Source organism: Pseudomonas fluorescens (genome assembly GCF_902498065.1).
GTDB lineage: Bacteria > Pseudomonadota > Gammaproteobacteria > Pseudomonadales > Pseudomonadaceae > Aquipseudomonas > Aquipseudomonas fluorescens_BJ.
Genome location: NZ_CABVIR010000002.1, coordinates 344,763 through 366,877 on the forward strand (window position 1 = coordinate 344,763; position 22,115 = coordinate 366,877).

Annotated in this window: 22 protein-coding genes, 1 tRNA gene and 1 pseudogene; 9 read left to right on the forward strand and 15 right to left on the reverse strand. The window is 54.2% G+C overall.

The window, feature by feature from the left end; all coding sequences use genetic code 11:
• Nucleotides 1–10 precede the first annotated feature (10 nt).
• From F8N43_RS10825 to F8N43_RS10840, 4 genes are all read left to right on the forward strand, one after another.
• Complete coding sequence (locus tag F8N43_RS10825) at nt 11–649, forward strand: LysE family translocator (RefSeq protein WP_150636288.1); 639 nt, start codon at nt 11–13, stop codon at nt 647–649.
• A gap of 87 nt (nt 650–736) precedes the next feature.
• Nucleotides 737–2,086 carry a bifunctional diguanylate cyclase/phosphodiesterase gene (locus F8N43_RS10830; protein ID WP_150653749.1) on the forward strand — a complete coding sequence of 450 codons (1,350 nt, stop codon included), beginning with the start codon at nt 737–739 and terminating at the stop codon, nt 2,084–2,086.
• Nucleotides 2,087–2,202: 116 nt separating this feature from the next.
• Entirely contained in the window at nt 2,203–2,361 is a 159-nt protein-coding gene (locus tag F8N43_RS29520) for a stress protein (RefSeq protein ID WP_150630931.1), read from the forward strand.
• A gap of 74 nt (nt 2,362–2,435) precedes the next feature.
• Nucleotides 2,436–2,939 (forward strand): DUF4142 domain-containing protein, encoded by a 504-nt coding sequence (locus F8N43_RS10840; RefSeq protein ID WP_150630930.1) that lies wholly within the window; start codon nt 2,436–2,438, stop codon nt 2,937–2,939.
• 103 nt (nt 2,940–3,042) lie between these two features.
• Here the strand turns inward: F8N43_RS10840 and F8N43_RS10845 are convergent, their stop codons facing one another.
• On the reverse strand, nt 3,043–3,453 hold the full coding sequence (locus F8N43_RS10845; protein WP_150630929.1) for a low affinity iron permease family protein: 411 nt from the start codon (nt 3,451–3,453) through the stop codon (nt 3,043–3,045).
• A 231-nt stretch (nt 3,454–3,684) separates the two neighbouring features.
• On the opposite strand from F8N43_RS10845, the gene F8N43_RS10850 reads away from it, so the two are divergent.
• Nucleotides 3,685–4,770 carry a type I restriction endonuclease gene (locus tag F8N43_RS10850; protein ID WP_150653750.1) on the forward strand — a complete coding sequence of 362 codons (1,086 nt, stop codon included), beginning with the start codon at nt 3,685–3,687 and terminating at the stop codon, nt 4,768–4,770.
• A 169-nt stretch (nt 4,771–4,939) separates the two neighbouring features.
• Nucleotides 4,940–5,710, forward strand: a complete 771-nt coding sequence (gene tam, locus F8N43_RS10855; RefSeq protein ID WP_150653751.1) for a trans-aconitate 2-methyltransferase — start codon at nt 4,940–4,942, stop codon at nt 5,708–5,710.
• A gap of 397 nt (nt 5,711–6,107) precedes the next feature.
• On the opposite strand, the pseudogene F8N43_RS10865 reads toward tam, so the two are convergent.
• From F8N43_RS10865 to F8N43_RS10875, 3 genes and pseudogenes are all read right to left on the reverse strand, one after another.
• Nucleotides 6,108–6,374: pseudogene (locus F8N43_RS10865) on the reverse strand (type II toxin-antitoxin system HicB family antitoxin); the annotation flags it as partial.
• Between the two features lie 83 nt (nt 6,375–6,457).
• Nucleotides 6,458–6,721: a short-chain dehydrogenase gene (locus F8N43_RS10870; protein ID WP_150636297.1), complete on the reverse strand. Its 264-nt coding sequence runs from the start codon at nt 6,719–6,721 to the stop codon at nt 6,458–6,460.
• A gap of 466 nt (nt 6,722–7,187) precedes the next feature.
• Complete coding sequence (locus F8N43_RS10875; protein ID WP_150653754.1) at nt 7,188–7,499, reverse strand: hypothetical protein; 312 nt, start codon at nt 7,497–7,499, stop codon at nt 7,188–7,190.
• A 436-nt stretch (nt 7,500–7,935) separates the two neighbouring features.
• Between F8N43_RS10875 and F8N43_RS10880 the strand changes: the two genes are divergently transcribed.
• The gene (locus F8N43_RS10880; RefSeq protein ID WP_150653755.1) at nt 7,936–9,135 is read left to right on the forward strand and encodes a tyrosine-type recombinase/integrase; all 1,200 of its coding nucleotides are present in this window, start codon (nt 7,936–7,938) and stop codon (nt 9,133–9,135) included.
• Nucleotides 9,136–9,238: 103 nt separating this feature from the next.
• Here the strand turns inward: F8N43_RS10880 and F8N43_RS10885 are convergent, their stop codons facing one another.
• Together F8N43_RS10885 and F8N43_RS10890 are read right to left on the reverse strand one after the other, a co-directional pair.
• Nucleotides 9,239–11,083, reverse strand: coding sequence for an NACHT domain-containing protein (locus F8N43_RS10885; protein WP_191630125.1), 1,845 nt, complete (start codon nt 11,081–11,083; stop codon nt 9,239–9,241).
• Between the two features lie 96 nt (nt 11,084–11,179).
• Nucleotides 11,180–11,398: a helix-turn-helix transcriptional regulator gene (locus F8N43_RS10890; protein ID WP_318182897.1), complete on the reverse strand. Its 219-nt coding sequence runs from the start codon at nt 11,396–11,398 to the stop codon at nt 11,180–11,182.
• A 116-nt stretch (nt 11,399–11,514) separates the two neighbouring features.
• Between F8N43_RS10890 and F8N43_RS10895 the strand changes: the two genes are divergently transcribed.
• Together F8N43_RS10895 and F8N43_RS10900 are read left to right on the forward strand one after the other, a co-directional pair.
• Nucleotides 11,515–12,486: a hypothetical protein gene (locus F8N43_RS10895; RefSeq protein ID WP_150653758.1), complete on the forward strand. Its 972-nt coding sequence runs from the start codon at nt 11,515–11,517 to the stop codon at nt 12,484–12,486.
• Nucleotides 12,487–12,558: 72 nt separating this feature from the next.
• The gene (locus F8N43_RS10900) at nt 12,559–13,434 is read left to right on the forward strand and encodes a hypothetical protein (RefSeq protein ID WP_150653759.1); all 876 of its coding nucleotides are present in this window, start codon (nt 12,559–12,561) and stop codon (nt 13,432–13,434) included.
• A 214-nt stretch (nt 13,435–13,648) separates the two neighbouring features.
• On the opposite strand, the gene F8N43_RS10905 is transcribed toward F8N43_RS10900, so the two are convergent.
• From F8N43_RS10905 to atzF, 9 genes are all read right to left on the reverse strand, one after another.
• A complete protein-coding gene (locus F8N43_RS10905) occupies nt 13,649–14,587 on the reverse strand; it encodes an ImmA/IrrE family metallo-endopeptidase (RefSeq protein WP_224787819.1) in 939 nt (312 codons plus the stop codon).
• Nucleotides 14,587–14,898, reverse strand: a complete 312-nt coding sequence (locus F8N43_RS10910) for a hypothetical protein (protein WP_150653760.1) — start codon at nt 14,896–14,898, stop codon at nt 14,587–14,589. Before F8N43_RS10910 ends, F8N43_RS10905 begins: the two co-directional genes overlap by 1 nt.
• Before the next feature lie 9 nt (nt 14,899–14,907).
• Complete coding sequence (locus F8N43_RS10915; protein ID WP_150653761.1) at nt 14,908–15,144, reverse strand: colicin E3/pyocin S6 family cytotoxin; 237 nt, start codon at nt 15,142–15,144, stop codon at nt 14,908–14,910.
• A 1,108-nt stretch (nt 15,145–16,252) separates the two neighbouring features.
• A tRNA-Gly gene (locus F8N43_RS10920) sits at nt 16,253–16,326 on the reverse strand.
• A gap of 174 nt (nt 16,327–16,500) precedes the next feature.
• Nucleotides 16,501–17,385, reverse strand: a complete 885-nt coding sequence (locus F8N43_RS10925) for an alpha/beta fold hydrolase (RefSeq protein ID WP_150636301.1) — start codon at nt 17,383–17,385, stop codon at nt 16,501–16,503.
• 314 nt (nt 17,386–17,699) lie between these two features.
• Nucleotides 17,700–18,392, reverse strand: a complete 693-nt coding sequence (locus F8N43_RS10930; RefSeq protein ID WP_150630924.1) for a pseudouridine synthase — start codon at nt 18,390–18,392, stop codon at nt 17,700–17,702.
• Between the two features lie 57 nt (nt 18,393–18,449).
• Nucleotides 18,450–18,644, reverse strand: a complete 195-nt coding sequence (locus F8N43_RS10935) for a cysteine-rich CWC family protein (protein WP_008025763.1) — start codon at nt 18,642–18,644, stop codon at nt 18,450–18,452.
• A gap of 6 nt (nt 18,645–18,650) precedes the next feature.
• Nucleotides 18,651–20,138 carry a sensor domain-containing diguanylate cyclase gene (locus F8N43_RS10940; protein WP_150653762.1) on the reverse strand — a complete coding sequence of 496 codons (1,488 nt, stop codon included), beginning with the start codon at nt 20,136–20,138 and terminating at the stop codon, nt 18,651–18,653.
• A 191-nt stretch (nt 20,139–20,329) separates the two neighbouring features.
• Nucleotides 20,330–22,102 (reverse strand): allophanate hydrolase, encoded by a 1,773-nt coding sequence (gene atzF / locus F8N43_RS10945; protein ID WP_150653763.1) that lies wholly within the window; start codon nt 22,100–22,102, stop codon nt 20,330–20,332.
• Nucleotides 22,103–22,115: the final 13 nt, after the last annotated feature.

The window sequence follows — 22,115 nt, forward strand, 5'->3', positions numbered from 1 at the left end:
GATTTCCCCGATGACTCCATCGCTGCTAATGGCCGTTCTCGCCTCGGGCTTCATTTACGGGATCACTCCGGGGCCGGGCGTATTGGCGGTGTTTGGCATCGGCGCGGCGCGTGGGCGGCGGGCAGGGGCGGGTTTTTTGTGTGGTCATTTGCTCGGTGACGTGGTCTGGTGCAGTACCGCGCTGATCGCCATTGTCGGTGCGCGGGAAATCGGCAGTACGGCGTTTGACGTGTTGGGCGTGCTCAGCGGGCTCTATCTGTTCTGGCTTGGTTTGCGCGCGGTGCGGGCCAAACGCAGCAGCGCCGAAGCGCCGCAGGGCCCGGCGCGCCAACCTTTCTGGCACGGCATTCTGTTCGGACTGACCAATCCCAAGGCGTATCCGGTGGCGGTGGCGACGTTTACGGCGTTGCTGTCCAGCCGTGCGGAACTGCTGCATTGGTCGATGCTGCCGTGGTTGATTGTCTTGAGCTTCGTTGGTGGTCTGTTGGCCTACGCTATCCTCATTGGCATCGTCGGTGCACGGCAGGTACGCAGCCTGTATCAACGGCATGAACTGGCGATCACCCGGTTGTGCGGGGTGATGTTTATCGGTTTCGCCATCAACGCCCTGGTGCATGCTTTACCGGGGCTGATGCCGAACAAGGCTTGACACTGATCGCAGGGACGCGTCAGCGACATTATTACCGGTCAGGGATGTTTTTTTATTGCTGCATTGTTCGGACATGCTCTCTGCATCATGGCAACCAGAAATTCCGCGCCGCTGGCGAGTTACATCGATCTACTGCTGGACGCCGTTTGCGCGGTCGATAAACAGGGTCGCTTTGTTTTTGTCAGTGCGGCGTGCGAGCGCATTTTCGGTTACACGCCTGATGAGCTGGTGGGCCTGCCGATGATCGATATGGTGCATCCCGCCGATCGCCAGCGCACCCTCGACGCTGCGCGGGAGATCATGGGCGGCGAGCCCAAACTCAACTTCGAAAATCGCTACCTGCGCAAGGATGGCGGCGTGGTGCACATCCTGTGGTCCGCGCGCTGGTCGGAAGTCGATCAACTGCGCATCGCCGTGGCCCGCGACATCACCGAGCGCAAGCAGGCAGAGTCCCGGCAGGCCGCGCTGTATGCGATTTCCGAAGCGGCTCACGCGGCGGAGGACTTGCTGGCGTTGTTCAAACGCATTCACTTGATTATCGGTGAATGGCTGCCGGCGCTGAATTTCTCCGTCGCGCTGTATGACGAGCACTGCGCGCAACTTAATTTTCCTTACCACGTCGACGACAGCGAACAGCAACCCGAGCAGCCGGGAACCGTTACCGGACGGCTGTGTGCCGAGGTGATCCGCAGCGGCCAGCCGATTCTGCTGACCCCGGATCAGGACAATGCCCCGGAAGGTTTCGAGTTGATGGTTGCCGGCCAGCATTCGCCCTGCTGGCTGGGCGTGCCGTTGAACTCGCAGAACGGCACCATCGGTGCGCTGATCGTTAAAAGCGTGGCGGGCGGCGAGCGCTACACCGAGCAAGACAAGGAACTGTTGCAGTTCGTGTGCGCTCAGGTCGCGACTGCCATCGAGCGCAAGCAGTTGCATGCCCGGCTGCAGCGCATGGCCCAATACGATCAACTGACCCAACTGCCCAATCGCGAGTTGCTGCGCGACCGGCTGAAAGCCTCGCTGACACTGGCCAAGTCGGAGTGTGGGCGCATGGCCCTGCTGTACGTCGACCTCGACCGCTTCAAGGAAGTCAATGACACCCACGGCCATGCAGTCGGTGACATGCTGCTGCAAGCGGTAGCCAATCGGCTCAAGGGCTGCGTGCGCGACACCGACACCGTGGCACGCATCGGCGGCGATGAATTCGTGGTGTTGTTGCACAGCATCCAGGCCTCGGAAGATGCTGACAGTGTGGCGGGAAAAATCCGTCAAGTTCTGGCGCAGCCGCTGCGATTGGACGGTCACAGCGTCAGCATTCAGCCGAGCATCGGCGTCGCGCATTTTCCCGAGCATGGCACGGAAGAAAAGCAATTGCTCCGCCATGCCGACGAGGCCATGTACAGCGCAAAGCGGCAGAATCATTTGCGGCTTGAGTGCTGAACACGGGTAGCCGTTCGTCGCATCGACCCCAGTTTTTCTAAACCTTTACCGTGATCGAAATTCAGATTCTATGCGGGCTACAGCTCGCTGCGATCAATCCCATGAGGTAGAGAATCATGCCTAACTCAAGAAACTCGAACACGGGACATACTGCCACCGATCGAACGAAAGCGTCTGAAGCCGGTCGCAAAGGTGGGAAAACTACCACCACGACTGTCGATAAAGAGCCTTCGAAACCCGATATGGGCCGCAAAGGTGGTCAGAAATCCAAGTAGTGGTGAACGTAGTTTTGATTGAGAAGCGGGAGCGAAAGCTCCCGTTTGAATTTTATATTGAGGAGGGCGCGACCATGAGCCGGATGGCCACCCGATTACGCAGTGCAAGTTTTGCCACGTTACTGGGCCTGTGTGCGAGCAGTGCGTTTGCCCAGTCCCCCGCCGAATTCATCAACGATGCTTCGGCCAAAGGCATGGCCGATATCGAAGCCAGCCGCCTGGCGCATCAGAAATCCGAATCCAAAGAGGTCAAGGATTACACCATCGTCGTCATCAACGACCGCACCACCGCCAACCAGCACCTGGCGAAAATCGCCAAGCAACTGGATCTGCCGGTCGCCCCCCGTGAAGAAGTGGTCGACAAGGCCAAAGCCTTGATGCCGCAGGTGCAGGACGGCGCGTCCTTCGACCAGGCATACGCGGCCAGTCAGGTGAAGACCACGCAGGCAGCTATCGAGCAGCTTCAGCAGACTGCGCAGACCACCGACGTGCCGGAAATCAAAGCCTTCGCTGAAGAAACCCTGCCGAAGTTGCAGAATCATTTGCAGATGGCCAAAGCGCTGCAGGCCAGTCGCTGACGCACATGTTTGGTAACCGGCTCCTGCTGCAGGAGCCGGCTTGCTGCGGGCGGCGTTCCGACGACCCAATAGCCGTGGTGTATCAGACACGCAGTTCCCGCACTCAGCAGTCGTTCAAATCCTGTTTGTGCTTGCCCTTGGTCGCTAACCCCGCCAGGTCATGCACCTCGTTTTCACCCATGGCACGGTAGTGTTTACGCAGGGCCTCCAGTTGCTTGAGATCCAGCGCCTCGAGCCCGAGCATCGCGTTTTTCGCCTCTTTGTTCACCCGCAACAACTCATCGATTTTCAAGTGCAAAATGTCAGTGTCGCGGTTCTGCGTGTTCTGGATCAGGAACACCATCAGGAATGTGATGATCGTGGTCGAGGTGTTGATGATCAGTTGCCAGGTGTCGTTGTAATCAAAGATCGGCCCGCTCAACCCCCACAGACCGATGAGAATCAACGCCCCCATGAACGTCTTGGGACTGCCGGCCCACAAGGCGAGTTTCTGCGAGATTTTTGCGAATTTCATTGCCGTTGTCCTTATAGGGATGCGCCTGAATTTGTGACAGCGCGGGGGCGATGAAAATTCTGCTTACATTCTTTGATTCCCTGAAAAGCGGTGAAGTCCCGGATCGAAGCCTGGAGGCGGTTGTTCGCTATTCTTGGGCGGAATCTTTCTTTGTGCCGGTTTATGTCTAGTATCAAAGGCAGTCAATTTGCCAGCATGCAAACACACGGATCGAACAGGAAGGGGTCACGCATGGAATTTTTCGAAAAGTTAGCAAGTCTAGCCGCCAAAGTTCGTTTGCAGAGCGCTGCAATTCAAACGGAAGAGGCGACCAAGAACGCTTTTGTCATGCCCTTTATCAGCACGGTGCTCGGCTACGATGTCTTCGATCCGACTGAGGTTACTCCTGAATTCGTTTGCGATATCGGAACGAAGAAGGGGGAGAAAATTGACTACGCGATCATGAAGGGGGGGGAGGTTCAGATCCTGATCGAGTGCAAAAAAATCGGCGAGCCGCTACACATCAATCATGCCTCACAGCTGTTTCGTTATTTCCATGTCACCAGCGCTCGTATCTCCATCCTCACCAATGGCCAGGTTTACAAGTTTTTCACCGATCTGGACGCGCCCAACAAAATGGATGAGAAGCCTTTTCTTGAACTCGACCTTCTGGACATCGACGAATACTCCGTCCCCGAATTAGTAAAGCTCACCAAATCGGCGTTCGATGTGGATTCGATTATCAGTGCCGCTGGTGAGTTGAAGTACGTCAGCCAAATCAAAAAAATCATCGCTTCACAAGTCAGCAAGCCCGACGATGATTTTGTGAAAGTGTTCGCTTCGCGTGTCTACGACGGCGTGATTACTCAGAAAGTCCGTGAGCAGTTTCATGAGCTGACGAGAAAGGCTGTGGTTCAATTTCTCAATGACCAGATAAATGACCGGCTCAAATCGGCCATGAGTGGTTCTATTCAACCAGCGCTGGCATCTTTACCGGTTTCTTCCAGTGGTACCGAGCAGCCGGATGTGCGGGATGAGTCAGAAGACAAGGTGCTGACAACTTTGGAAGAGCTAGAGGGTTATCACATCGTTCGTGCAGTGGTTCGATCAGTCGTGGATGCCAAACGGATTGTTCAGCGCGATACCCAGAGTTACTTCGGCATTCTGCTGGACGACAACAATCGCAAACCGATCTGCCGTCTGCACTTCAATCGTTCACAGAAATACATCGGCATATTTGACGAAGAGAAGAATGAAACCCGGCATGCAATCAACTCGGTCGACGACATCTACGAGTACTCGGATCATTTGAAGAAGACGGTAGGGTATTACGATTAAGTGCTTTATCCCGCGACGAAAAAACTGGCCAGTAAAGCCGGTATTTTTTGCGGAGGCGCTCAGTGATATTGCCCACCGAAGGTGGAGTAGAGCGGAGCCTGCCAGGCGCTGTATCGTAGCGAACCGGTTGTCGGCCCAGGTCCGGACAACGATTCGACAGGAGAACGCAATGAGTTGGTCCGCCCAGCAATACGTCACTTTTGAAGATGAACGCACCCGCCCCGCACGTGATCTGCTCGCGGCGATCCCGCCTGTGGACGCGCGCTCGGCCATCGACATCGGTTGCGGCCCCGGCAACTCGACCGAATTGCTGGTGGAGCGCTTCACTAACGCCACGGTGCGTGGCGTCGACAGTTCGAGCGACATGATCGAAGCCGCCCGCAAGCGCTTGCCGCACGTGCAGTTCGACACCGTGGACATCGGCACCTGGAACGACAGCGGTTCGTTCGACGTGATCTTCGCCAACGCGGTGCTGCAGTGGTTGCCCGATCACGCGACGTTGCTGCCCTCGCTGGCCGCCCGTCTGACCCAGGGCGGTAGCCTGGCCATTCAGATGCCCGACAACCTCAACGAACCGTCCCATCGCCTGATGCGCGAAGTGGCAGCCGATGGCCCGTGGACCAGCAAATTGGCGGACGCCGCCGGGCAACGCACGGAAATGGCCAGCGCCAGCGACTACTACTCGATGCTGCGACCGCACTGCGCGCGCGTCGATGTGTGGCGCACCACTTACCATCATCCGCTGGCGGGCGGCGCGTCGGGCGTGGTCGAGTGGTTCAAGGGCAGCGGCTTGCGACCGTTTCTCGAACCGCTGGATGACGCGGAAAAGGCGCAGTACCTCAAGCAATATCACGCCGCGATCGAGCAGGCATATCCGGCGCTGAGTGATGGTTCGGTGCTGCTGCCGTTCCCGCGATTGTTCATCGTCGCGACTCGCTGATGGCAACAAGGGACGGATAACGCTGAACGTTATCTGTCCCTTCGCTTGGCGCTCAAGTAATCGAAAAGAAACGACGCAAAGCCGAACAACCCAATCATTGAAATGATCATGATCCCCAACTCTGAATTTTCCATGCTGATCTCTGCCTGAAAGGTGAGCCGGCAGGGTAGGGGGTTTTTGGTCGGGGATGATGCTGCGCTACTGCATCTTTACTGGGTGGCGGGGATCTATACGGAAAATATACGTGGGGCGCCAAAAAACCTGTGGCGAGGGAGCTTGCTCCCGTCGGACTGCGCAGCAGTCCTTTTTTGGGGCTGCTTCGCCACCTAGCGGGAGCAAGCTCCCTCGCCACAGTAATTGGTCGTTCGCTCTATCTCTTAACGGACCCAGGCATGTCCAGATATTTGGTCATGTCGATGTCTAGCTCTGCCCAGACAAACGCTGCGTATTTCGGATTAGCCGAATGCCGGTTGAAAACGCTGGCTAGTGGAATCGGGGATCTGAACTCGTGGAGAAGCTCAAAATGGCCTTCGATGGCTTCGCGAGCCATGGCCACTGCTTCGTCGAGACCTTCCCCGGCGGAAAAACAACCTGGGATATCTGGGACGTCTACGCCCCACGCGTGTTCGTCATCGCCGATTGAAATAGCTATCGGATAAAGCATGTTCACCTTTCCTCTGCTGATCCAGTTACTGACGCTGGAAACGCAAAGGGCGCCTCGAAAGGCGCCCCTAAGTCACGGCACTACTATTCCGCATCCATCCGTCGCGCAATGACATCCAGCACATCGCAGCCATCGCGCAGCGGGATGGCGCAGAGCATTGCGAAGTCGCTGAGAATCACCGAATCGCTGGAGATTTCGCCGCGCATCGCGAGGTTCTCCAGAACCTGCGTTACCGCGCCGATTCTGTAGCGGGCGGAGCTGAGCAGTGAATGCAGCGGTTGGGTGGTGTTGACGTAGAAGGTGGGGAGGTCGTCGGCGTTGCTGGTTAAAGCCATGTATTCATTCATGAGTGATTACCTTGAAGTTAGGTGAACTACCACTCATCGTCGCCAAACAAAGGGTGGTAGCTGTACGCGGGTTGGCGAACCGGGCAAGGCACAAACCGGCAGACCTAAAGGTCTCCCACGCACAGCCACCAAAAACAGGCAGCCGAGTGCGTTCAGAAACTCTCCGAGCGGACTCGGAGGCTTCTGTACCTTGCTATCGAGTCGCCAAACCCGATACGCCATTTGGGCGCGGTTCGGACTATAGGCTTCGTGGCAAAGGCACAGCAATGCGCAAGTGTACGGACAATTCCCAGAGTCGTGTAGGACCCTGCCTTTTCTGCATACTGCCTCGTTTAAACCCCCGAAGAATGGGCATTGCCCCTTCGGTGTCAGTGTCGGCAATCCTTTAATTGGGCATCGAAAACGCTAACAAAACGCCGATTTCATAGAAAAATGCTAATTTCCGCGTTGAAACCGAGACGGATGCTCACGAGGCCGGTTGCTTCACGCCTCCAGGGTGGCTTTCTCGTTGTTTTTTCTGGTACTCCTCCGCCTTGTGCGAAGAACCCGAGTCTTTCTCCAGCGTTTTCGAATCGGCTCCGGAATTTGCCCCCGAAGACTCCTCGCCCTTTTTGCTGGCCTTGTCCTTGTTTGATTCAGCGTCTTGCCCCTGGTTAAGACCGGGAAGGGCGGCAGGAGGAACGGCACTTCCTGTCGTAGTCTTCTCGGTCGCTAGCGCGTAGAACGAACAAGAAGACAGTAGACCCGCAAGCGTCAGAGCAGTGATTTTGGTGTTCATGCTTAAGCCTTCTGTGCAAGGGAATGTACTTATTGGAAGGCAGGGTCGAGGGAGTGTGCTGGAGAGCTGACGAGCGGCAGGAATTAAAAGCAGGCGGAGCTGAGCAGTGAATGCAGCGTGTCACTAAATCCGAACCATAAAAAAAACCGGCCACATGGGCCGGTTTTTTTCTTTCTACATCCCCGTCAAAACCATCTTAACGCGAGACAAAAATTCGATTGGAGCGGGTGAAGGGAATCGAACCCTCGTTATCAGCTTGGGAAACTATTATTGGCGTAATGCCATCATCTACCGGGGAATATCATTAACCCCCCTAAGCCCAGTAGGATCGCGCCTTTCAGCGTGGTGGAGCATTCAGTGTTCGTTCAGCTCGGGCCACAGTAGTTCCGGCGAACTGTCACCACGAACTGTCACCAACTGCCAGGACGAGACACCTATGCTCACGGATAAGCAGATACGGGCGCTGCAGCCACGGGAAAAGCCATACGTCATATCGGACGGACGTAGTGCGAGGGGAGAGGGCGTACTGCTACTCAAGATTCGTCCAAACGGGACAAAGGAGTTCTATTTCCAGCGCTTCGTTGGTGGGAAGAAAAAACTCACGAAGCTAGGCACTTGGCCAGACTTAAGCCTGACCGTTGCCCGGGACAGTTGCCGTGAAGAAAAGGAACTGGTGATTTCAGCGGGCACGTTCCAGCAGCTCATGGACAACTACATCGCAAAGCTTCGCGCTGAAAATGCCGCATCGGTCGAAGACGTCAAAAGCTCGTTTGAGCGCTATGTGACTAGGCCTTTTCCGCAAATGGCCCAGCGCCCGGTAGCGATGATTGGACCGGTCGAGATCCGCACTGTTATTGCGAGGATGATCGACAACGGCATAACCACCTACTGCAACCGCGTGCGATCGCAACTGCACGCAGCGTTCCAGCTGGGTTTGGAGCAAGAGCACAACCCGCGCAACTATCTGCAGAACAAGGTTCAGTTCGGGCTGCTGAGTAATCCGGTGGCCAGCATTCCGGTGCAGGCAGACTGGGAGCTGCCAGGTAATCGGGCGTTGTCAGTTGCTGAACTCAAATCCCTATGGAATCTGCTGCCCGAACAGCTGTCGCTTGTGACGTCCGAACTGATTAAGTTTCTGATCGCGTCAGGTGGCCAGCGCCCCCAGCAATTGCTTGGCACCACGCGCAAACAGTACTTCGACGATCACCTGGTCATCCGTAACCTCAAGGGCGTTGACGGTGAGCGGATCTTGCATGCGGTGCCTTACAATAGACTGATGCGGAAAAGCCTCAAGACGCTGGATGAGATCAGCGAAACGAGCGCCTATCGGTTTATGGGGAAGATGGAAGACAGGCCCCTACACACTCAGTTGTTGTCCAGGGCGGTGACGAAGCTTTACAGCCGACATACAAAACTGTTCGACGGGCCGTTCACGCTTCGCGATGTTCGGCGGACCTGTAAAACGCTGATGGGGGTAGCGGGCCTGGAAAAGGAATTGCGCGATCGGATCCAGGGCCACGCATTCAACGATGTGTCGTCCAAACACTATGACCGATACGACTACTTTAAAGAAAAGCAGCGCGGCCTGCAGCGTTGGTCGTTATGGTTACAGAAAAACATTCTCAGTCACAAGTAAAGTTGTTGGTGTGCGACGGGGTCGCCTGATGTATTAGGTTTGCCAAGCTAGATATTCTGGCTTGGCGTTACCTGAGGTGATGGCTTGCAAGGAAGAGGTGGTTTTAGTCGAAGATGTCGTCTTTCTGTTTCTCTGCGCTTACTATCAGTTTGTATTTTTGTATTGTGTCAAACAATTCTTGTTCTATTGCTGTTAGCGTCTTCCATACTGAGCTTTGATCAAAATTGTCGACCATTGCTTTAATGCTTATCTCTAGCACTCCCTTTTTGCTGGATACGGTTTCGCGCGTTGCTTTGTGGATAATTCTACTAGATGATTTTTTCTCTTGCTCTCTCATGTTATTAATGATGGCGAAGATGATTTCGTTCGTAAAAAAATGCTGTTTTTCAGATGAGGCGCTTGTAAATGATCTGAAAGTTGAATTACCAACGCTAATCGTAAAGTCTGGTGCGATGTTGTTTATATATTCAATAAGCGATTCAGGAGTCCTTTTCCTAAGGGTTTCTGATAGCGCGTCTAAGGCTTGAGGAAAATATTCCAGAATGTACAATTTTCCGTATCTGTATTCATCAATATAGCTGAGAAAGCCTAGGGTCTCCGCCCACGAATCGTAGTCTTCCGGTGCTCGACTATAGAATTTTGTGGCGAAATCATCACCTGATGTCTGTATAAAAGAGGCAGCGTGGTACTCCATAATGCTCTTGTGTAAGAAACTGATTTGCTCAAATCCGTCTTCAAGCATCAAACAAGCCACATTGGTGATGTCTTTTTTAAAGCCTTCGATTTCACAAATAGATGCGGGAGTGTATTTAAGAGCCCTAGTAAACGATTTGCGAAAGTCGGAGTTTTGAAGGGTTCGGCCGAACCCTTCTTGCAGCGTCATGAAGCAAAAAGCATCGAACAGTTTTTGTAGTTTTGACGCCGAAAGTTTGCTGTGGTGTTCACGCTCGAAACCAGGTTTATAGCCATCATGCTGAATGAATACAGCGCTGAAGAGTCTGTCAAAAAAATCAGGAAGTGTCGCGGGTATCTCTGTTTCGACTTGATAAACTCTTACAAGAAGTGTGAGCATTAGCGGGGTTGTGATCACTCCGCGAATATTTTGTGGTGCGTCTACAATGGCTGACTGGATGTTGAAGCGAGTAATTGGGTCGTGAACTATTTTCCTTAAAAAAGGTTCATAATCTTTGTCTGTAAGTTCAGCCAATTGATGGACGTGAAATCCCGCTAAGTTTTGTATCGTTTGTGATGGTCGTGATGAAATAACAATTTTTAGATCGTCATGCAGTTTTTGTAGTTGTGATATGTTGTATACGGTGCTTTTGATGAATGGCGAAGGTATTTCGTCAAACCCGTCAAGGATTAATACGATTTTGTTTTTGTTGGCTAAGTAGCTGAATATATCACTCCCGCCGGGAATGCCTGCCGCATCCATGAAGTCTGTAATTAGATTCGTGAGTGAACGGTCTTGAGAGATCATTCGAAGCTCAATGAATATTGGAATAATCCCATTTTCCACGGCAAAGTTACACAGTTGCCGCATTAAAATGGATTTTCCCTGTCCTACAATCCCCTCAATAATTGAGTTTTCGAAGATCAGTTTTGTCGGTTCTAAATCGCCGAGCCGAGATCGCGTTCTTTTTATTTTTGATGGATAGTAGAAGTCATCTATTAGAATTCCTTTGTCTCTGGACCATACGGTTTTTACCGTGTTGATTCCAACTATTATTTTCGACAATTTTTTTGCGGAGCTATCAGCTGACCATTTTAGGCGCTGGTCTTTGAATAGGTTTACGCCTTCTTTTATTATTGGTGCGATAATAGGTGTAAGAGCTTTCGTGAGAGCGCCTAAAGTTATTTCTAATGGCATCGATTTATCCCTTCGAACGATGTCAGGTTTAAATAGTTTCCGCCCTACACGGGCCGTAATCTCATCAAATACTGGCACGTTGCAATCATTAAAACCAGTTAAGGTGAGCATGCGGCCACGATGATTGGGCGGGATGCTCAGTGCCGTCCATTGGGATAGCTGATGGCACTACTCTCAACTAAAATCAGTGACCTTCCAGTCGCTTGGGCTTTTTTGCCAAGCAACGATCGAAGATTCTCTCCATCCGACTCGTCCTGGTGAAATGAGGACGGGCCGCGGGAACCTACCAACCTTCATCGCACGCCAAATAGTGGAATGTGACAGCGATGTCACCGCAATCACATCCCTTTCTCGCATGAAGCGATCCAGTTTACTCATTGAAAGTTGCTCCATTTTCTGGCCAATACTGCAGCTCTTTTGCTTCTCTGATGGGGGGGGCTAGGTGCATCGATCAACCAAGGCGATCGGATCACGTCCGTGACGCTCGCCGGCAACCAGATGGCCATCCGATGGAAGACGCAATCCGCCGCGCAGTAGACCGGCAATTCCCTGAACTGAGTGGCGGTTACCACTTGCCGCGCTTTGGCCGTGTGGTGGCCGTCCCTGATGCGCCTGCAGCGCCTGGACTGTGTGACGACTTCCGGCCACGCTTTGGCGTCGACGTCGAAGTGCTGCTGCCGGATGGTGAACCAGATCCGGACCTTCCGATCCTCCACAGCCTGCCGTTACCGGCACCCATGGGGGGACAGGAAGCCGGCATGTTCGGCTTCCCCGAGGAGGGCTCCACCGTAGTGATCAGCTTCGCCTACGGAATGCCAAACAAACCCTTTATCACGCAGATCCTGCCGCACGGCCTGAGCCTACCCCGGGTGCCGAAAGGCGACCAGGTGTGGCAGCACAGCGAGGCATGCCAGCAGCGCGTCGACGCCGAAGGCAACTGGCTGCGCCAGACAGACGGGAAAATTCAGGACAAGGCGATCGAGCGTGAAGTCGAAGCCCTGGACAATACCGAGCGCTTCCAGAGTCACACCAGGACGGTGGACGACCATTCGACCGAGTCAGTGGGCGGCATCAAGAAGATCGAGGCGCTGGGCGCGCTCAAGCTGCTGTCGGGCGGATCCGCGAGTCTGGCGGCGGTGGACGATCTGCATCAAGCCACCGGTCGTGATTTGAATCTGGTGGTGGGGCAGAAGCACAACGCCACGGTGGGTGGCGACATGCAGGAGAAGATCCAAGGCTTACGCAAGAGCGCGGCCGGGATCAGCCAGCGGATGCAGGCGCCGAAGACGTGGCTGGGGTCGGAAGGGATCAATGTGTTGCGGGTGTTGGGTGACACACTCGATCTGCTCGAGCAGATGGCCAGCGAAATCGCCAGCCACGTCCATGGCTCTGGCCCGGTACCGACCACGGCGGCGGCATTCACCGCTGATGCGGTGAAAGCTGCTTTGCTTTCTACAACGCTCGGTGGGATCACACTTTAAACAGCGTATGGTATCTGGTTTGCTATTCTCGTCGGTCTAATTCCGTAGACTCTGCCGAAAAGGACATCCAGCATGACGAATAACGAAGAAAAAAGAGATACGTTAAAAGTTTCAGATCTCACTGATCCAGAGTTTCCAGATAGGCAGGAGGTCGTGGGCAATATGGCAAAATCTATTGCTGTGTTTTTGCAGCGACCAGAAATTCCGGCTTACATAGAGGGTTTCCGAAATGTAATTAATCGAATTGCACCGCCGGCAATAAAGTTTTTCTCAGAGTTTGGCGAGCTGATTCTAAAGATGCAGGAGGCAGATAAGCTCAGGGCGGAACACTATCCGCGCATTGTAGAAAATTTAAATTTTCTAGCAGAGAAAACTTGGTTTGTTTCTATGTCTCTGGCGTTGTCAGATTATGAGGGGCTCGCTTTTTCACCTGAAAGAATTGGTAAAAGTGAGGGGAGTGATAAGGAGTTGGATGATCATTTTATAAGTGTGTATGGCGAGAATTTTGAATATCTAGTATCAGTAATTTTAGAGCAATTCCCTAGTCGGGCGTTCGCAATAAGTCCCGCGATAGGCGCCCATAATAGGGGGGAGTACGCGCTATCTATCCCTGTTTTTCTTTCCCAAGCTGATGGTATTTTATTGGATATTACGTCTGCGGAGCTTTTTACTTCTAGAGGTCATATTTCAAAACATGCACAAAAGCAGATAAGCACGACTGCTCATGAGAGCTGGCATGAATATTTTGATGATGCTGCATGGTCGCCTTTAAGCGTTGTTAGGCCAGTTGGTTGGGGCCTGAGGGAACGTCTGGAAGCAGAGTACTTTGGATTCAATAGACACACAGTTATGCATGGGCTAGATCTAAATTATGCAACTAAGATTAATAGCTTTAAGTCATTTTCGATTTTGTCTTATATTGTTAGTTTGAAAGATAAAGATCAGTAGTGTTTTTTTTTTTGAATTATTGATATGAGGGCGCCTATGGCGCCTTCGTAATTTGCGTGCGTTAGCATCTGATAAATGGCTGAAAGGACCTATTCCTAAGCCGGGCGGCACCACAATAACTGAATGTATGCGTAGCCTTCAATGTAATCAACATCGCTGCAGAAAGCCTCTTGGAGATCTGAAGGGCTCAAGTCGATTGCTCGGGACGTGACTTTTATCGTTTCTTCTGGCCGCGCAATTTAAGTTCCTTTACTCGTTTTATGACATATTGCTCAAAAAGCTCGTGCTCTTTAAATCCGGGTATTCCATCTCTTGATCTGAAAGATCTTAATACGCCTCCGCAGATATCTACTTCTGAAAGATGTTTGTACTTGTCGAAGGCGGATGACATGATTGAGTTTATGCTGCCGAGTCTGGCTTGCAAGTCCGTTTCTTCGAGGATTTGCGCTAGAATTTCACGCCAGGTTCTAGGGTCAAGCTCTACAATTTCTTTTCCTTTAAATGTCCAAGCGCAGAATGCCTTGCCATCTATGAAGAACTCTTCAAATTTATGATCTATATCTTTGTATGCTTGTCGAGGGAGAGTGCCTTGTTCATCGTGAGGCGCGAATCTAGTGCGCTTCAACTGCGATATTGTTCCGTCAACTTCATCAAGTCGCGCACATGCAACCGGAGCATCTAATTCTTTGAATATTTTGTAAAAAACTGCTTCTTTTGATGCTCCTGTAACTATTAGGACCTTTCTGAAGAAGTTTTCTACCGAGTCTGACTCGACATACTGCTGTTTCAACCACTCTGTCGGCATTAGAAGTTCTGCGGCAAATCTATTAGCCTCTTGCTCCATGAGCCAATAATCTTCATCGTCGGAACCGGGGTTGAGATGTGAAACTACGGTGCCGGTATGCCATGGGATTACTATATGGCCAACTTCGTGGGCGAGGGTAAAGCGCTGTCGAGTATCGGGATAGTCGCTATTTATATATATTATTGGTCGAGCTTGCTCGCCAATACCGACTGTTATTCCGTCAGCTTTAAAAGGGAAGCTCCTGAATCTGAGCTCACCATAGCTATTTGCTAAATCTATAAGATCGTAGGGTGGGGTAAGTCCTTTTCTTTTGAGCACCCTAGCTGCCATCTTTTCCTCTGGGTACATCAACCAGCTTCCTCTTGCTGTAACCACTCCATAATACGTTTGGCCTCGAACGGGGAAGAGGCGCGTGCAGCTAGTGCATAGCGATCGCGGTTGAGCTCCTCATGGAAGCTGATGCCATTTTTTCGTGCAGACAGAATGTATGGAAGCATCGATGGGTTTGTAGCCCAGACCGAATACTCTTCCCAACTCATCCCCAAAAATACGTGAAGATCCTGATCTGCGCCGGCCTTGCCGTCATGCCAGTCTTGCACGAAATCATCAATCTCGTCGGTCAACACATCGCCTTTCAGGCAAAGCTCAATAAAGTTCATATTTATCCCCTAATTTGGGTTAAACCGCCGCCCTCTGACGGGTGGTTTCAAGGTTACTCCCGTTGTGGGACATACCGAGCCCAAGTGATTGCCGCGCTTGTCAAATACTTCAAACTCACCGTGAAGGGAGTCCCATGAATAAAAGCGCTGCTCATTGGGGTCAAAAAAATATTGCCTTCCACCCTCGACCTTGTGTTTCTTGAAACTGTCGATAATAGACGGTCTGGGTCGTGCGATACCGCCCATCGGTGCTCCTTCGCCATCTCCTACGGTGTACCAGTCCCGGAACCGTTTGTAGGAATGCTATCTGATATAGCACCTATTGTCTTGATCCGCCCGGTCAAAAGGGATCATCAGGTGCACGGTCAATTACCTCAGAAAAGCTGTGTTTGATTACGTTCTCGAAATAAAAGGATCTTTGGTAAAAAAAAACTGCGGTAAAAAAGCACTTATCCCCCTCCCGCCGACGGGCCTTGTGTCCTTTTTTTGTGCAAAACCGGATGTAGTGCAAACGAACCTGCAGCCCAGGCGGGCCGTGGTGCTCTGCAGGGGATCGGCCATTTCACAGAATGCAAAATTTTGAAGGGAAATGCAGCGCGGTTGCACAGCGGTGCATGGAGCGATCACGGAGAGGGTATTGCTGGCGTGCCCGGTTTCATTGGGCGAAAACTTTGAAAACGTGGGTTTCGGTGTGTTTTCGGAAACGAGCGCGATCAATTCGAACGAGCAAATGCCGGCATTCTCAGAGCAGAAAAAACCTCCACATTCCAAGTGGGGCGGGGCCTGCAGGTTGATTCGGGCTTTTCACGAAATCACCTAGCGAAGGTGAACTGGTCAGTCCCTTCTTCATGGCCTCGAAAAACGCCACTCAAGGGCGATCGGGTTTTTTTCAGATGGTGGCAGGGGGCTATTTCCGTACCCCCTCCGGGAAAAGGTAATTTTGGTAACTGGTACTCGCGGCTTGGCTAAGCGCCTTATAGGACGCGGCTTTGAGCAATTACCAGAGAAGGTAATTTAGGGTAATTGAAAAGGTAATTTTTTTGTAAGTGGCTGATTTTAAATGGTTTTGTAAGGTCAGAACCTTGCCATGCAAAAAGGTAATCTGATTACTAAAAAATTACCCTATTATTACCTTTAACAGTATGAGCTAACCCATTGATTTTAAAGGCTTCTGGTGGGTCTCAAAAAACCAATTACCAAAATTACCTTTTTCCCATGGGTCAACATAAAACGGGGAGGGATGTAGAGCGGGGCTGGCCAGAAGCGTGATGCGCGAATTCTGAGTAACTGTCACTGAAACTGTAACCAGTCTCGCTTGACGCTACCTCGATACCTCTGGAGGCCTTGAAAATAGTGGAGCGGGTGAAGGGAATCGAACCCTCGTTATCAGCTTGGGAAGCTGGAGTAATGCCATTATACGACACCCGCTCAGAGCGGCTGACTTTGTACCAGATGTGCGCGTGGAAATGAAGTTTTTCTTTGCGCTGGATGGCTTTAGCGCAGGTGAAACAAGACATCGGGCCGTGTGACGGTCGTTCGCGGGCAAGCCTCGCTCCTACAATACGGCGTTAGGCTGCGAAGCTTGCTCGCGATGACGCTGTTTCAGATTGCGAATGCATGGTGGTCCTGGACGTAGTGATAACGCGGTCGGCTTGCCTGCTGCTCAGGTTTCAGGAAACCCAACAGCGCATTGCGGCTGTCTCGGCAGGCGGCTTTGTGTTCCATGTCGAGAAAGTGACCGGTCGCATCCAGTGTCGTGAACGTGGCGTGTTGCACGCGATTGGCAAACAAACGCGCGCCATCGGCGGCGGTGTATTCGTCCCATTCGCCGTTCATGAACAGCACCGGTACGTTGATTTTTTCCGAGGCCTTGAGGAAGCACTCGCGATCACTGTGCAGCAGGTCGCTGATGTGGAAGTGCATCTGCCCGTATTCATGATCGGCCAGGCTGCTGACGTGGCGATAGTTGAAGCGTTTGAACAGGGTCGGCAGGTGTTTGCCGATGGTGCTGTTCACCAGATTGCCGACACGGTCGCCGTCACGGCTGCCGAGGTAGTCCACACCGCGCTCGAGGTAGTCGAGCATGTGTGCGTTGATCTCCGGGGAGAACGAGCTGATCACGGCTTTTTCGATGCGCCGTGGCCGTTGGGCGAGGGCGACCAGGGTCGCGGCGCCACCCCAGGAAAACGACAGCACGTGTTCGGCGGCGAAGTGGTCGATCAGCTCCAGGAGGATCTGCCCTTCGACTTCCTTGGTGAGCAATTTCTCATGCAGGTTGTGGGCTTTGGACTTGCCCGCGTAGGGCTGGTCGTAGCAGACCACGTTGAACTGCGGGTGAAGGTTTTTCACGGTTTGTGCAAACGACGCAGTCGTGGCCATCGAGCCGTTGACCAAGATAATGGTCTTCTCTGCGGCGTCTGCGCGATAGAACTCCGTGTAAACCCGATACTGACCCTGTATATCCAGCACAGCGATTTCTGGCCTCATGTCATAAGACTCCTGGCAAGCGGGTATGCGCGCAAATGAGATTGCACGAGCTTTGTGACAGGTAGGCATACGCCTGGAATGTTGGAGGCCCATGTCGATCCATTGCAGTCCGGTCGACGGGTTTTATTATTGGCGGGCAGTCTGCCGGTCTGAGGCGGAACCTGAGGGTTCTCTAACCGACAAAAAGTTTCTTAGAAGTATGTTGTGACTCGTCAGTCACATTTCGGCTGACGTCCTGATTCAAGCAGGGGAGCAGGGATCGCGCAAGTGCCATTGGTAAATTGTTCGACAACTTCTGCTGAGCGGTAGGCTGCTTAGATCAATTGGATCTCTTCGGTGCGCAACGCGCGGTACTCGCCCGGTTTTAGCGCGTTATCGAGCACCAGCGGGCCCATGCGTTCGCGGTGCAGGCGCAGTACTTTGTTGTCGAAGTGGCCGAACATCCGCTTCACCTGATGGTAGCGGCCTTCAACGATGCTCAGTCGCGCCGATTTCGGTCCGAGCAGCACCAGTTCGGCCGGCAACGTGGTGAGGTCCTCGAAGGCAAAGTACAGGCCTTCGGTGAATGTCAGCGCGTATTCCGGGCCGATCTCCTGCTCGGTCTCGACGTAATAGACCTTGGGCAGTTTGGTCTGCGGTTGGGTCAGGCGTCGCGACCAGCTGCCGTCGTTGGTGATCAGCATCAGGCCGGTGGTGTTGAAGTCCAGGCGACCGGCGATGTGCAGGTCTTCCTTGTCGGGCTCGTCGAACAGATCGAGGACCGTCGGGTGCTCCGGGTCGCGGGTGGCGCTGACGCAACCTGGCGGTTTGTGCAGCATGAAGTAACGCGCGGGTTTGCCGACTTGCAGCACTTCTTCATCGACTTCGACGCGGCTGAACTCCAGCACCTCAGCGTGCGGGTCGCTGACGACTTTTCCGTCAATCCGCACGCGCTTTTCCACCAGCAACAGGCGAACCTGCTGACGGTTGAAGCGGGGCAGGTTGCTGAGGAAACGGTCAACGCGCATGAAATGAGATCGACAGGAAACGGGCCGCGCATCTTACGTGATCGGCCACAAGGATGCTTACAACTGCGCCTCGACCTGGGCGCAACGTGGGCACAGGCAGGATTTGTCGCGCAATTCGGGCGGCAGCGCTTCGAGGACTGCCGGGTCGATGCTGACGCCGTAGCACCAGCAGGCCCGATCGGCGGTTCGAGGGTCGGCCAGGGTGCAGTCATTGGAGGCGCCGCAGGCCGGGCAGAATTCAGGCTTGTTCATGTAGGACTATGCATAACTGGTTTGGGACATTTCCGCGCAGGTACGGTTACGGCCGGATTGCTTGGCCCGATACATCGCATGATCGGCCCGGGAGAGCAGGGTGTGCAAGGTGTCATCCCGTTGCAAAGTGGTCAAGCCGATGCTCACCGTCAGGTGCAAGACCTGATCGTTGTAGGCATAACGCTGTTCTTCGACATGTTGACGAATTTTCTCGGCAATCTTCAGACCGGTCTCACCGTCGGTGTCCTTGAGCAGCACGATGAACTCTTCGCCGCCCCAGCGGCAGACGATGTCGGAATGGCGCAGGCAACTCTGCAGATCCCGCGCAAAGCCGATCAGCACTTGATCGCCGGCCAAGTGGCCGTAGGTGTCATTCAAGACCTTGAAGTGGTCCAGATCCAGCAGCAGCGCGGTCAGCGGCTTCGGTTCGCGCTGAGCCTCGTGCATCGCTTGCGCCGCCAGCAGGTCGAAGCCGCGACGGTTTGGCAGCTCAGTGAGGCTGTCGAGGGTTGCCTGCGCCTGGATCTTGCCCTGATAGCGCTTGATCACCCGGTTGAGCAGGGCCAGCACGGTCAACGTCACGAGCAGGCAAATCAGCAGATTGAGGTACAGCGATTGACGAATTTCGCTGAGCGCGCCGTCTTCGCGTTTGTCGACGAACAGGTACCAGTTCAGCTCCGGAATGAACCGCACGTTGAGGAAATGTCCCTGGCCCTGGACGGAGTATTCGTAGCTGCCGCTATGGGGCTTGGGCAACTGGCTCACCAGGCCTTTCATGCTCTCGAGCTCGCTGAGTTTCTGGCCGATATGTGCACCCTGCGGACCACCCTCGGCGCCGGTGAGCACCAATCGGCCGAAGCTGTCGACGAAGTACACGCTGCGTTGATAGCGCTGTTGATACTTGTCGATCAGCTTGATCACCGCATCCACCGTCAGACCGACACCCGCCGCGCCGATGAAACGGTCGTTGTAGTCGTAGACCTTGTAGTTGATGAAGAAGGTCAGGTTGTCCTTGTTGGCAAGGTCCGGGTCGACGTTGATCTCGTAAGGATCAGTCATGTCACGCACGCGGAAATACCAGGCATCGCGCGGTTCGGTGACTTTGACCTGCTTGAGCACGCCTTTGGCATGGTAGTAGGTCAGCGTGCCGTTGGAGACGAAAAACGCGGTGTAGGCGCCGTAGTGAGTCATGACCTCGTTGAGGTAGCGGGTCATCTGGTCGGGGTTGTGTTCGCCGTTGACCACCCAATCGCGCATGAAGGTGTCGCGGGACATCATCGAGGAAATCAGGATCGGTCTGACGAGGTCTTTCTGGATTTCCGAGTAGACCGTGTCCGAAGTCAGCGGCAGTTCAGTGTTGACGATGTTGTCGCGGATCGAGGCGCGCGAGGCGTAGTAGCTGAGCAATGACGTGGCGAGAAAGCCTGCGCCCAGCAGCGCGATCAGCGTGAGAACCAGCGAACGTTGCGAATACAGCGGCGAGTGAAGCGGCATGGCGATTCCGTTGGCAGTGACCCGTTGGGGAGCATTCTAGTGGGACTGCTGGGAAATAACTGCGGGATTTGTAGGGTGAATCGGCAAGGATCAGGTTCAGTGGCGCCTGGGCGGACGCCATCGCTGGCAAGCCAACTCCCACAAGGACCGCGCAAAACCTGTGGGAGCGGGCTTGCCCGCGAATCGAAAGATCACCCCAGATTTTTCAGGTACGCACGCCATCCGCCCAAATGACTGATATCCACCGCGCCCTCCAACCCATACGCCTCACAGATAAACCCGCTTTCCCAACGCCCATCCGCCAGTTGCACCTTACCCAACCCCAGCGGTGCCGGAATCCCGGTCAAAAACGACCCCAACTCACTGCTCGGCAACTCCCAGACCTCCACCGCAACCGCCACGCCGCCATCCTTCACCCGCACCATCCCTGGACGAAACGGCGGGCCACCGGCCAACGCATACAGCTGATAGTCCGGCGAACTGAACGTCGTTTCGACCAACGTCGCGCCGCGCCGTTTCAGTTGCCAGTTCAGCGCCAGCCCATCCAGATGCGCGCCGCACACCACCAGCCGCGCACGGTCATTGCGAGCGACGGCCAACGGTGCGGGCGCATCTGAACGACGTTGAAACGCATCCGCCACGCTCAACAGATACTGATCGGTAAACGCCCGGCCAAACAGCGTCACACCCCACGGCAAACCATTGCCCATGAACCCGCTCGGCACCGCGACGGCGGCGTAATCGAGCAGGTTCATGAAGTTGGTGTAGTAACCCAGTTCCGAATTGCGCAGCACCGGTTCAGCCTCAAGTTCCGCCAACGTCACCGGACGGCCGATGGTCGGTGTGACCACGCAATCCAACCCTTCCAGCGCCTTGTCGCACAGGGCTTTCAAGGCTTGCAGCCGATACTGCGCGCGGAACGTTTGCACGCCGCTCACCGCTGGCGCCTTGGCCAACACCGCACGAATCACCGGCAACACCGCTTGAGGATTTTGCTCCATCAACTCGCCAGCCACGCTGTACCGTTCCGCCACCCACGGGCCTTCATAAAGCAGGCGCGCCGCTTCAAGGAATGGCGACAGATCCAGTTCCACCGCCTCACCGCCCAACGCCTTGAGCCGATCGATGGCATCGCCGAACAACAGCGGTCCTTCCGGGCAACCGAAGAACTCCAGGTCCTGCGCACGCGGCACGCCGAAACGCAAGGGACGCGGTGTGCCAAACGCCGAGCCGTCATTCCACAGCGGGTTGCTGCGGCTGTACTCGTCCCGTGGATCGAGGTGTGCGGTGAGCGCCAGTAACTGACTGGCTTCCTGCGCCGTCGCGGTAAACGTCGTGACGCAATCGAGCGTGCGACACGCCGGCACCACACCCGCCGTGGAGATCAACCCTTTGGTGGCTTTCAATCCCACCAGATTGTTCAACCCCGCAGGCACGCGCCCGGAACCCGCCGTGTCCGTGCCCAACGAAAAACTCGCCACGCCCAGCGCCACCGCCAGCGAAGACCCGGCGCTGGAACCCCCCGACGGGTATTCCGGCAACACGCTGTTCGGGCACGCGCCATAGGGCGAGCGACTGCCATTGAGGCCTGTGGCGAACTGATCAAGATTGGTCTTGCCCAGCGGAATCGCGCCGAGTGCCAGCAACTGCTCGACGATGGTCGCCGACTGCTGCGGCACATAGGCAAACGCCGGGCACGCTGCTGTGGTTGGAATGCCGGCCAGATCGATGTTGTCCTTGATCGCGAACGGCACGCCGTACAGCGGCAGGCTGTCGATATCGCGACCGTCGAGCGCGGCGAGGTACGGTTCCAGTTCTTCAACGCTGAGCAAATGAATGAACAGGTGATAGTCCGGGTTCAGCGCGGCGGCTTTGTCACGCAGGCTCAGCAGCAATTGACGTGGCGTGATGTTGCCGACGCGATAGGCACTGCGCAGGGCGTCGAGTTGCAGATTGATGGTCATGATGTGAGTCCTT

Coding starts and splice junctions, on each gene's coding strand:
- F8N43_RS10825 (WP_150636288.1), top strand. CDS start 11: ATGACTCCATCGCTGCTAATGGCCGTTCTCGCCTCGGGCTTCATTTAC.
- F8N43_RS10830 (WP_150653749.1), top strand. CDS start 737: ATGGCAACCAGAAATTCCGCGCCGCTGGCGAGTTACATCGATCTACTG.
- F8N43_RS29520 (WP_150630931.1), top strand. CDS start 2,203: ATGCCTAACTCAAGAAACTCGAACACGGGACATACTGCCACCGATCGA.
- F8N43_RS10840 (WP_150630930.1), top strand. CDS start 2,436: ATGAGCCGGATGGCCACCCGATTACGCAGTGCAAGTTTTGCCACGTTA.
- F8N43_RS10845 (WP_150630929.1), bottom strand. CDS start 3,453: ATGAAATTCGCAAAAATCTCGCAGAAACTCGCCTTGTGGGCCGGCAGT.
- F8N43_RS10850 (WP_150653750.1), top strand. CDS start 3,685: ATGGAATTTTTCGAAAAGTTAGCAAGTCTAGCCGCCAAAGTTCGTTTG.
- tam (WP_150653751.1), top strand. CDS start 4,940: ATGAGTTGGTCCGCCCAGCAATACGTCACTTTTGAAGATGAACGCACC.
- F8N43_RS10870 (WP_150636297.1), bottom strand. CDS start 6,721: ATGAATGAATACATGGCTTTAACCAGCAACGCCGACGACCTCCCCACC.
- F8N43_RS10875 (WP_150653754.1), bottom strand. CDS start 7,499: ATGAACACCAAAATCACTGCTCTGACGCTTGCGGGTCTACTGTCTTCT.
- F8N43_RS10880 (WP_150653755.1), top strand. CDS start 7,936: ATGCTCACGGATAAGCAGATACGGGCGCTGCAGCCACGGGAAAAGCCA.
- F8N43_RS10890 (WP_318182897.1), bottom strand. CDS start 11,398: ATGGAGCAACTTTCAATGAGTAAACTGGATCGCTTCATGCGAGAAAGG.
- F8N43_RS10895 (WP_150653758.1), top strand. CDS start 11,515: ATGGAAGACGCAATCCGCCGCGCAGTAGACCGGCAATTCCCTGAACTG.
- F8N43_RS10900 (WP_150653759.1), top strand. CDS start 12,559: ATGACGAATAACGAAGAAAAAAGAGATACGTTAAAAGTTTCAGATCTC.
- F8N43_RS10905 (WP_224787819.1), bottom strand. CDS start 14,587: ATGTACCCAGAGGAAAAGATGGCAGCTAGGGTGCTCAAAAGAAAAGGA.
- F8N43_RS10910 (WP_150653760.1), bottom strand. CDS start 14,898: ATGAACTTTATTGAGCTTTGCCTGAAAGGCGATGTGTTGACCGACGAG.
- F8N43_RS10915 (WP_150653761.1), bottom strand. CDS start 15,144: ATGGGCGGTATCGCACGACCCAGACCGTCTATTATCGACAGTTTCAAG.
- F8N43_RS10925 (WP_150636301.1), bottom strand. CDS start 17,385: ATGAGGCCAGAAATCGCTGTGCTGGATATACAGGGTCAGTATCGGGTT.
- F8N43_RS10930 (WP_150630924.1), bottom strand. CDS start 18,392: ATGCGCGTTGACCGTTTCCTCAGCAACCTGCCCCGCTTCAACCGTCAG.
- F8N43_RS10935 (WP_008025763.1), bottom strand. CDS start 18,644: ATGAACAAGCCTGAATTCTGCCCGGCCTGCGGCGCCTCCAATGACTGC.
- F8N43_RS10940 (WP_150653762.1), bottom strand. CDS start 20,138: ATGCCGCTTCACTCGCCGCTGTATTCGCAACGTTCGCTGGTTCTCACG.
- atzF (WP_150653763.1), bottom strand. CDS start 22,102: ATGACCATCAATCTGCAACTCGACGCCCTGCGCAGTGCCTATCGCGTC.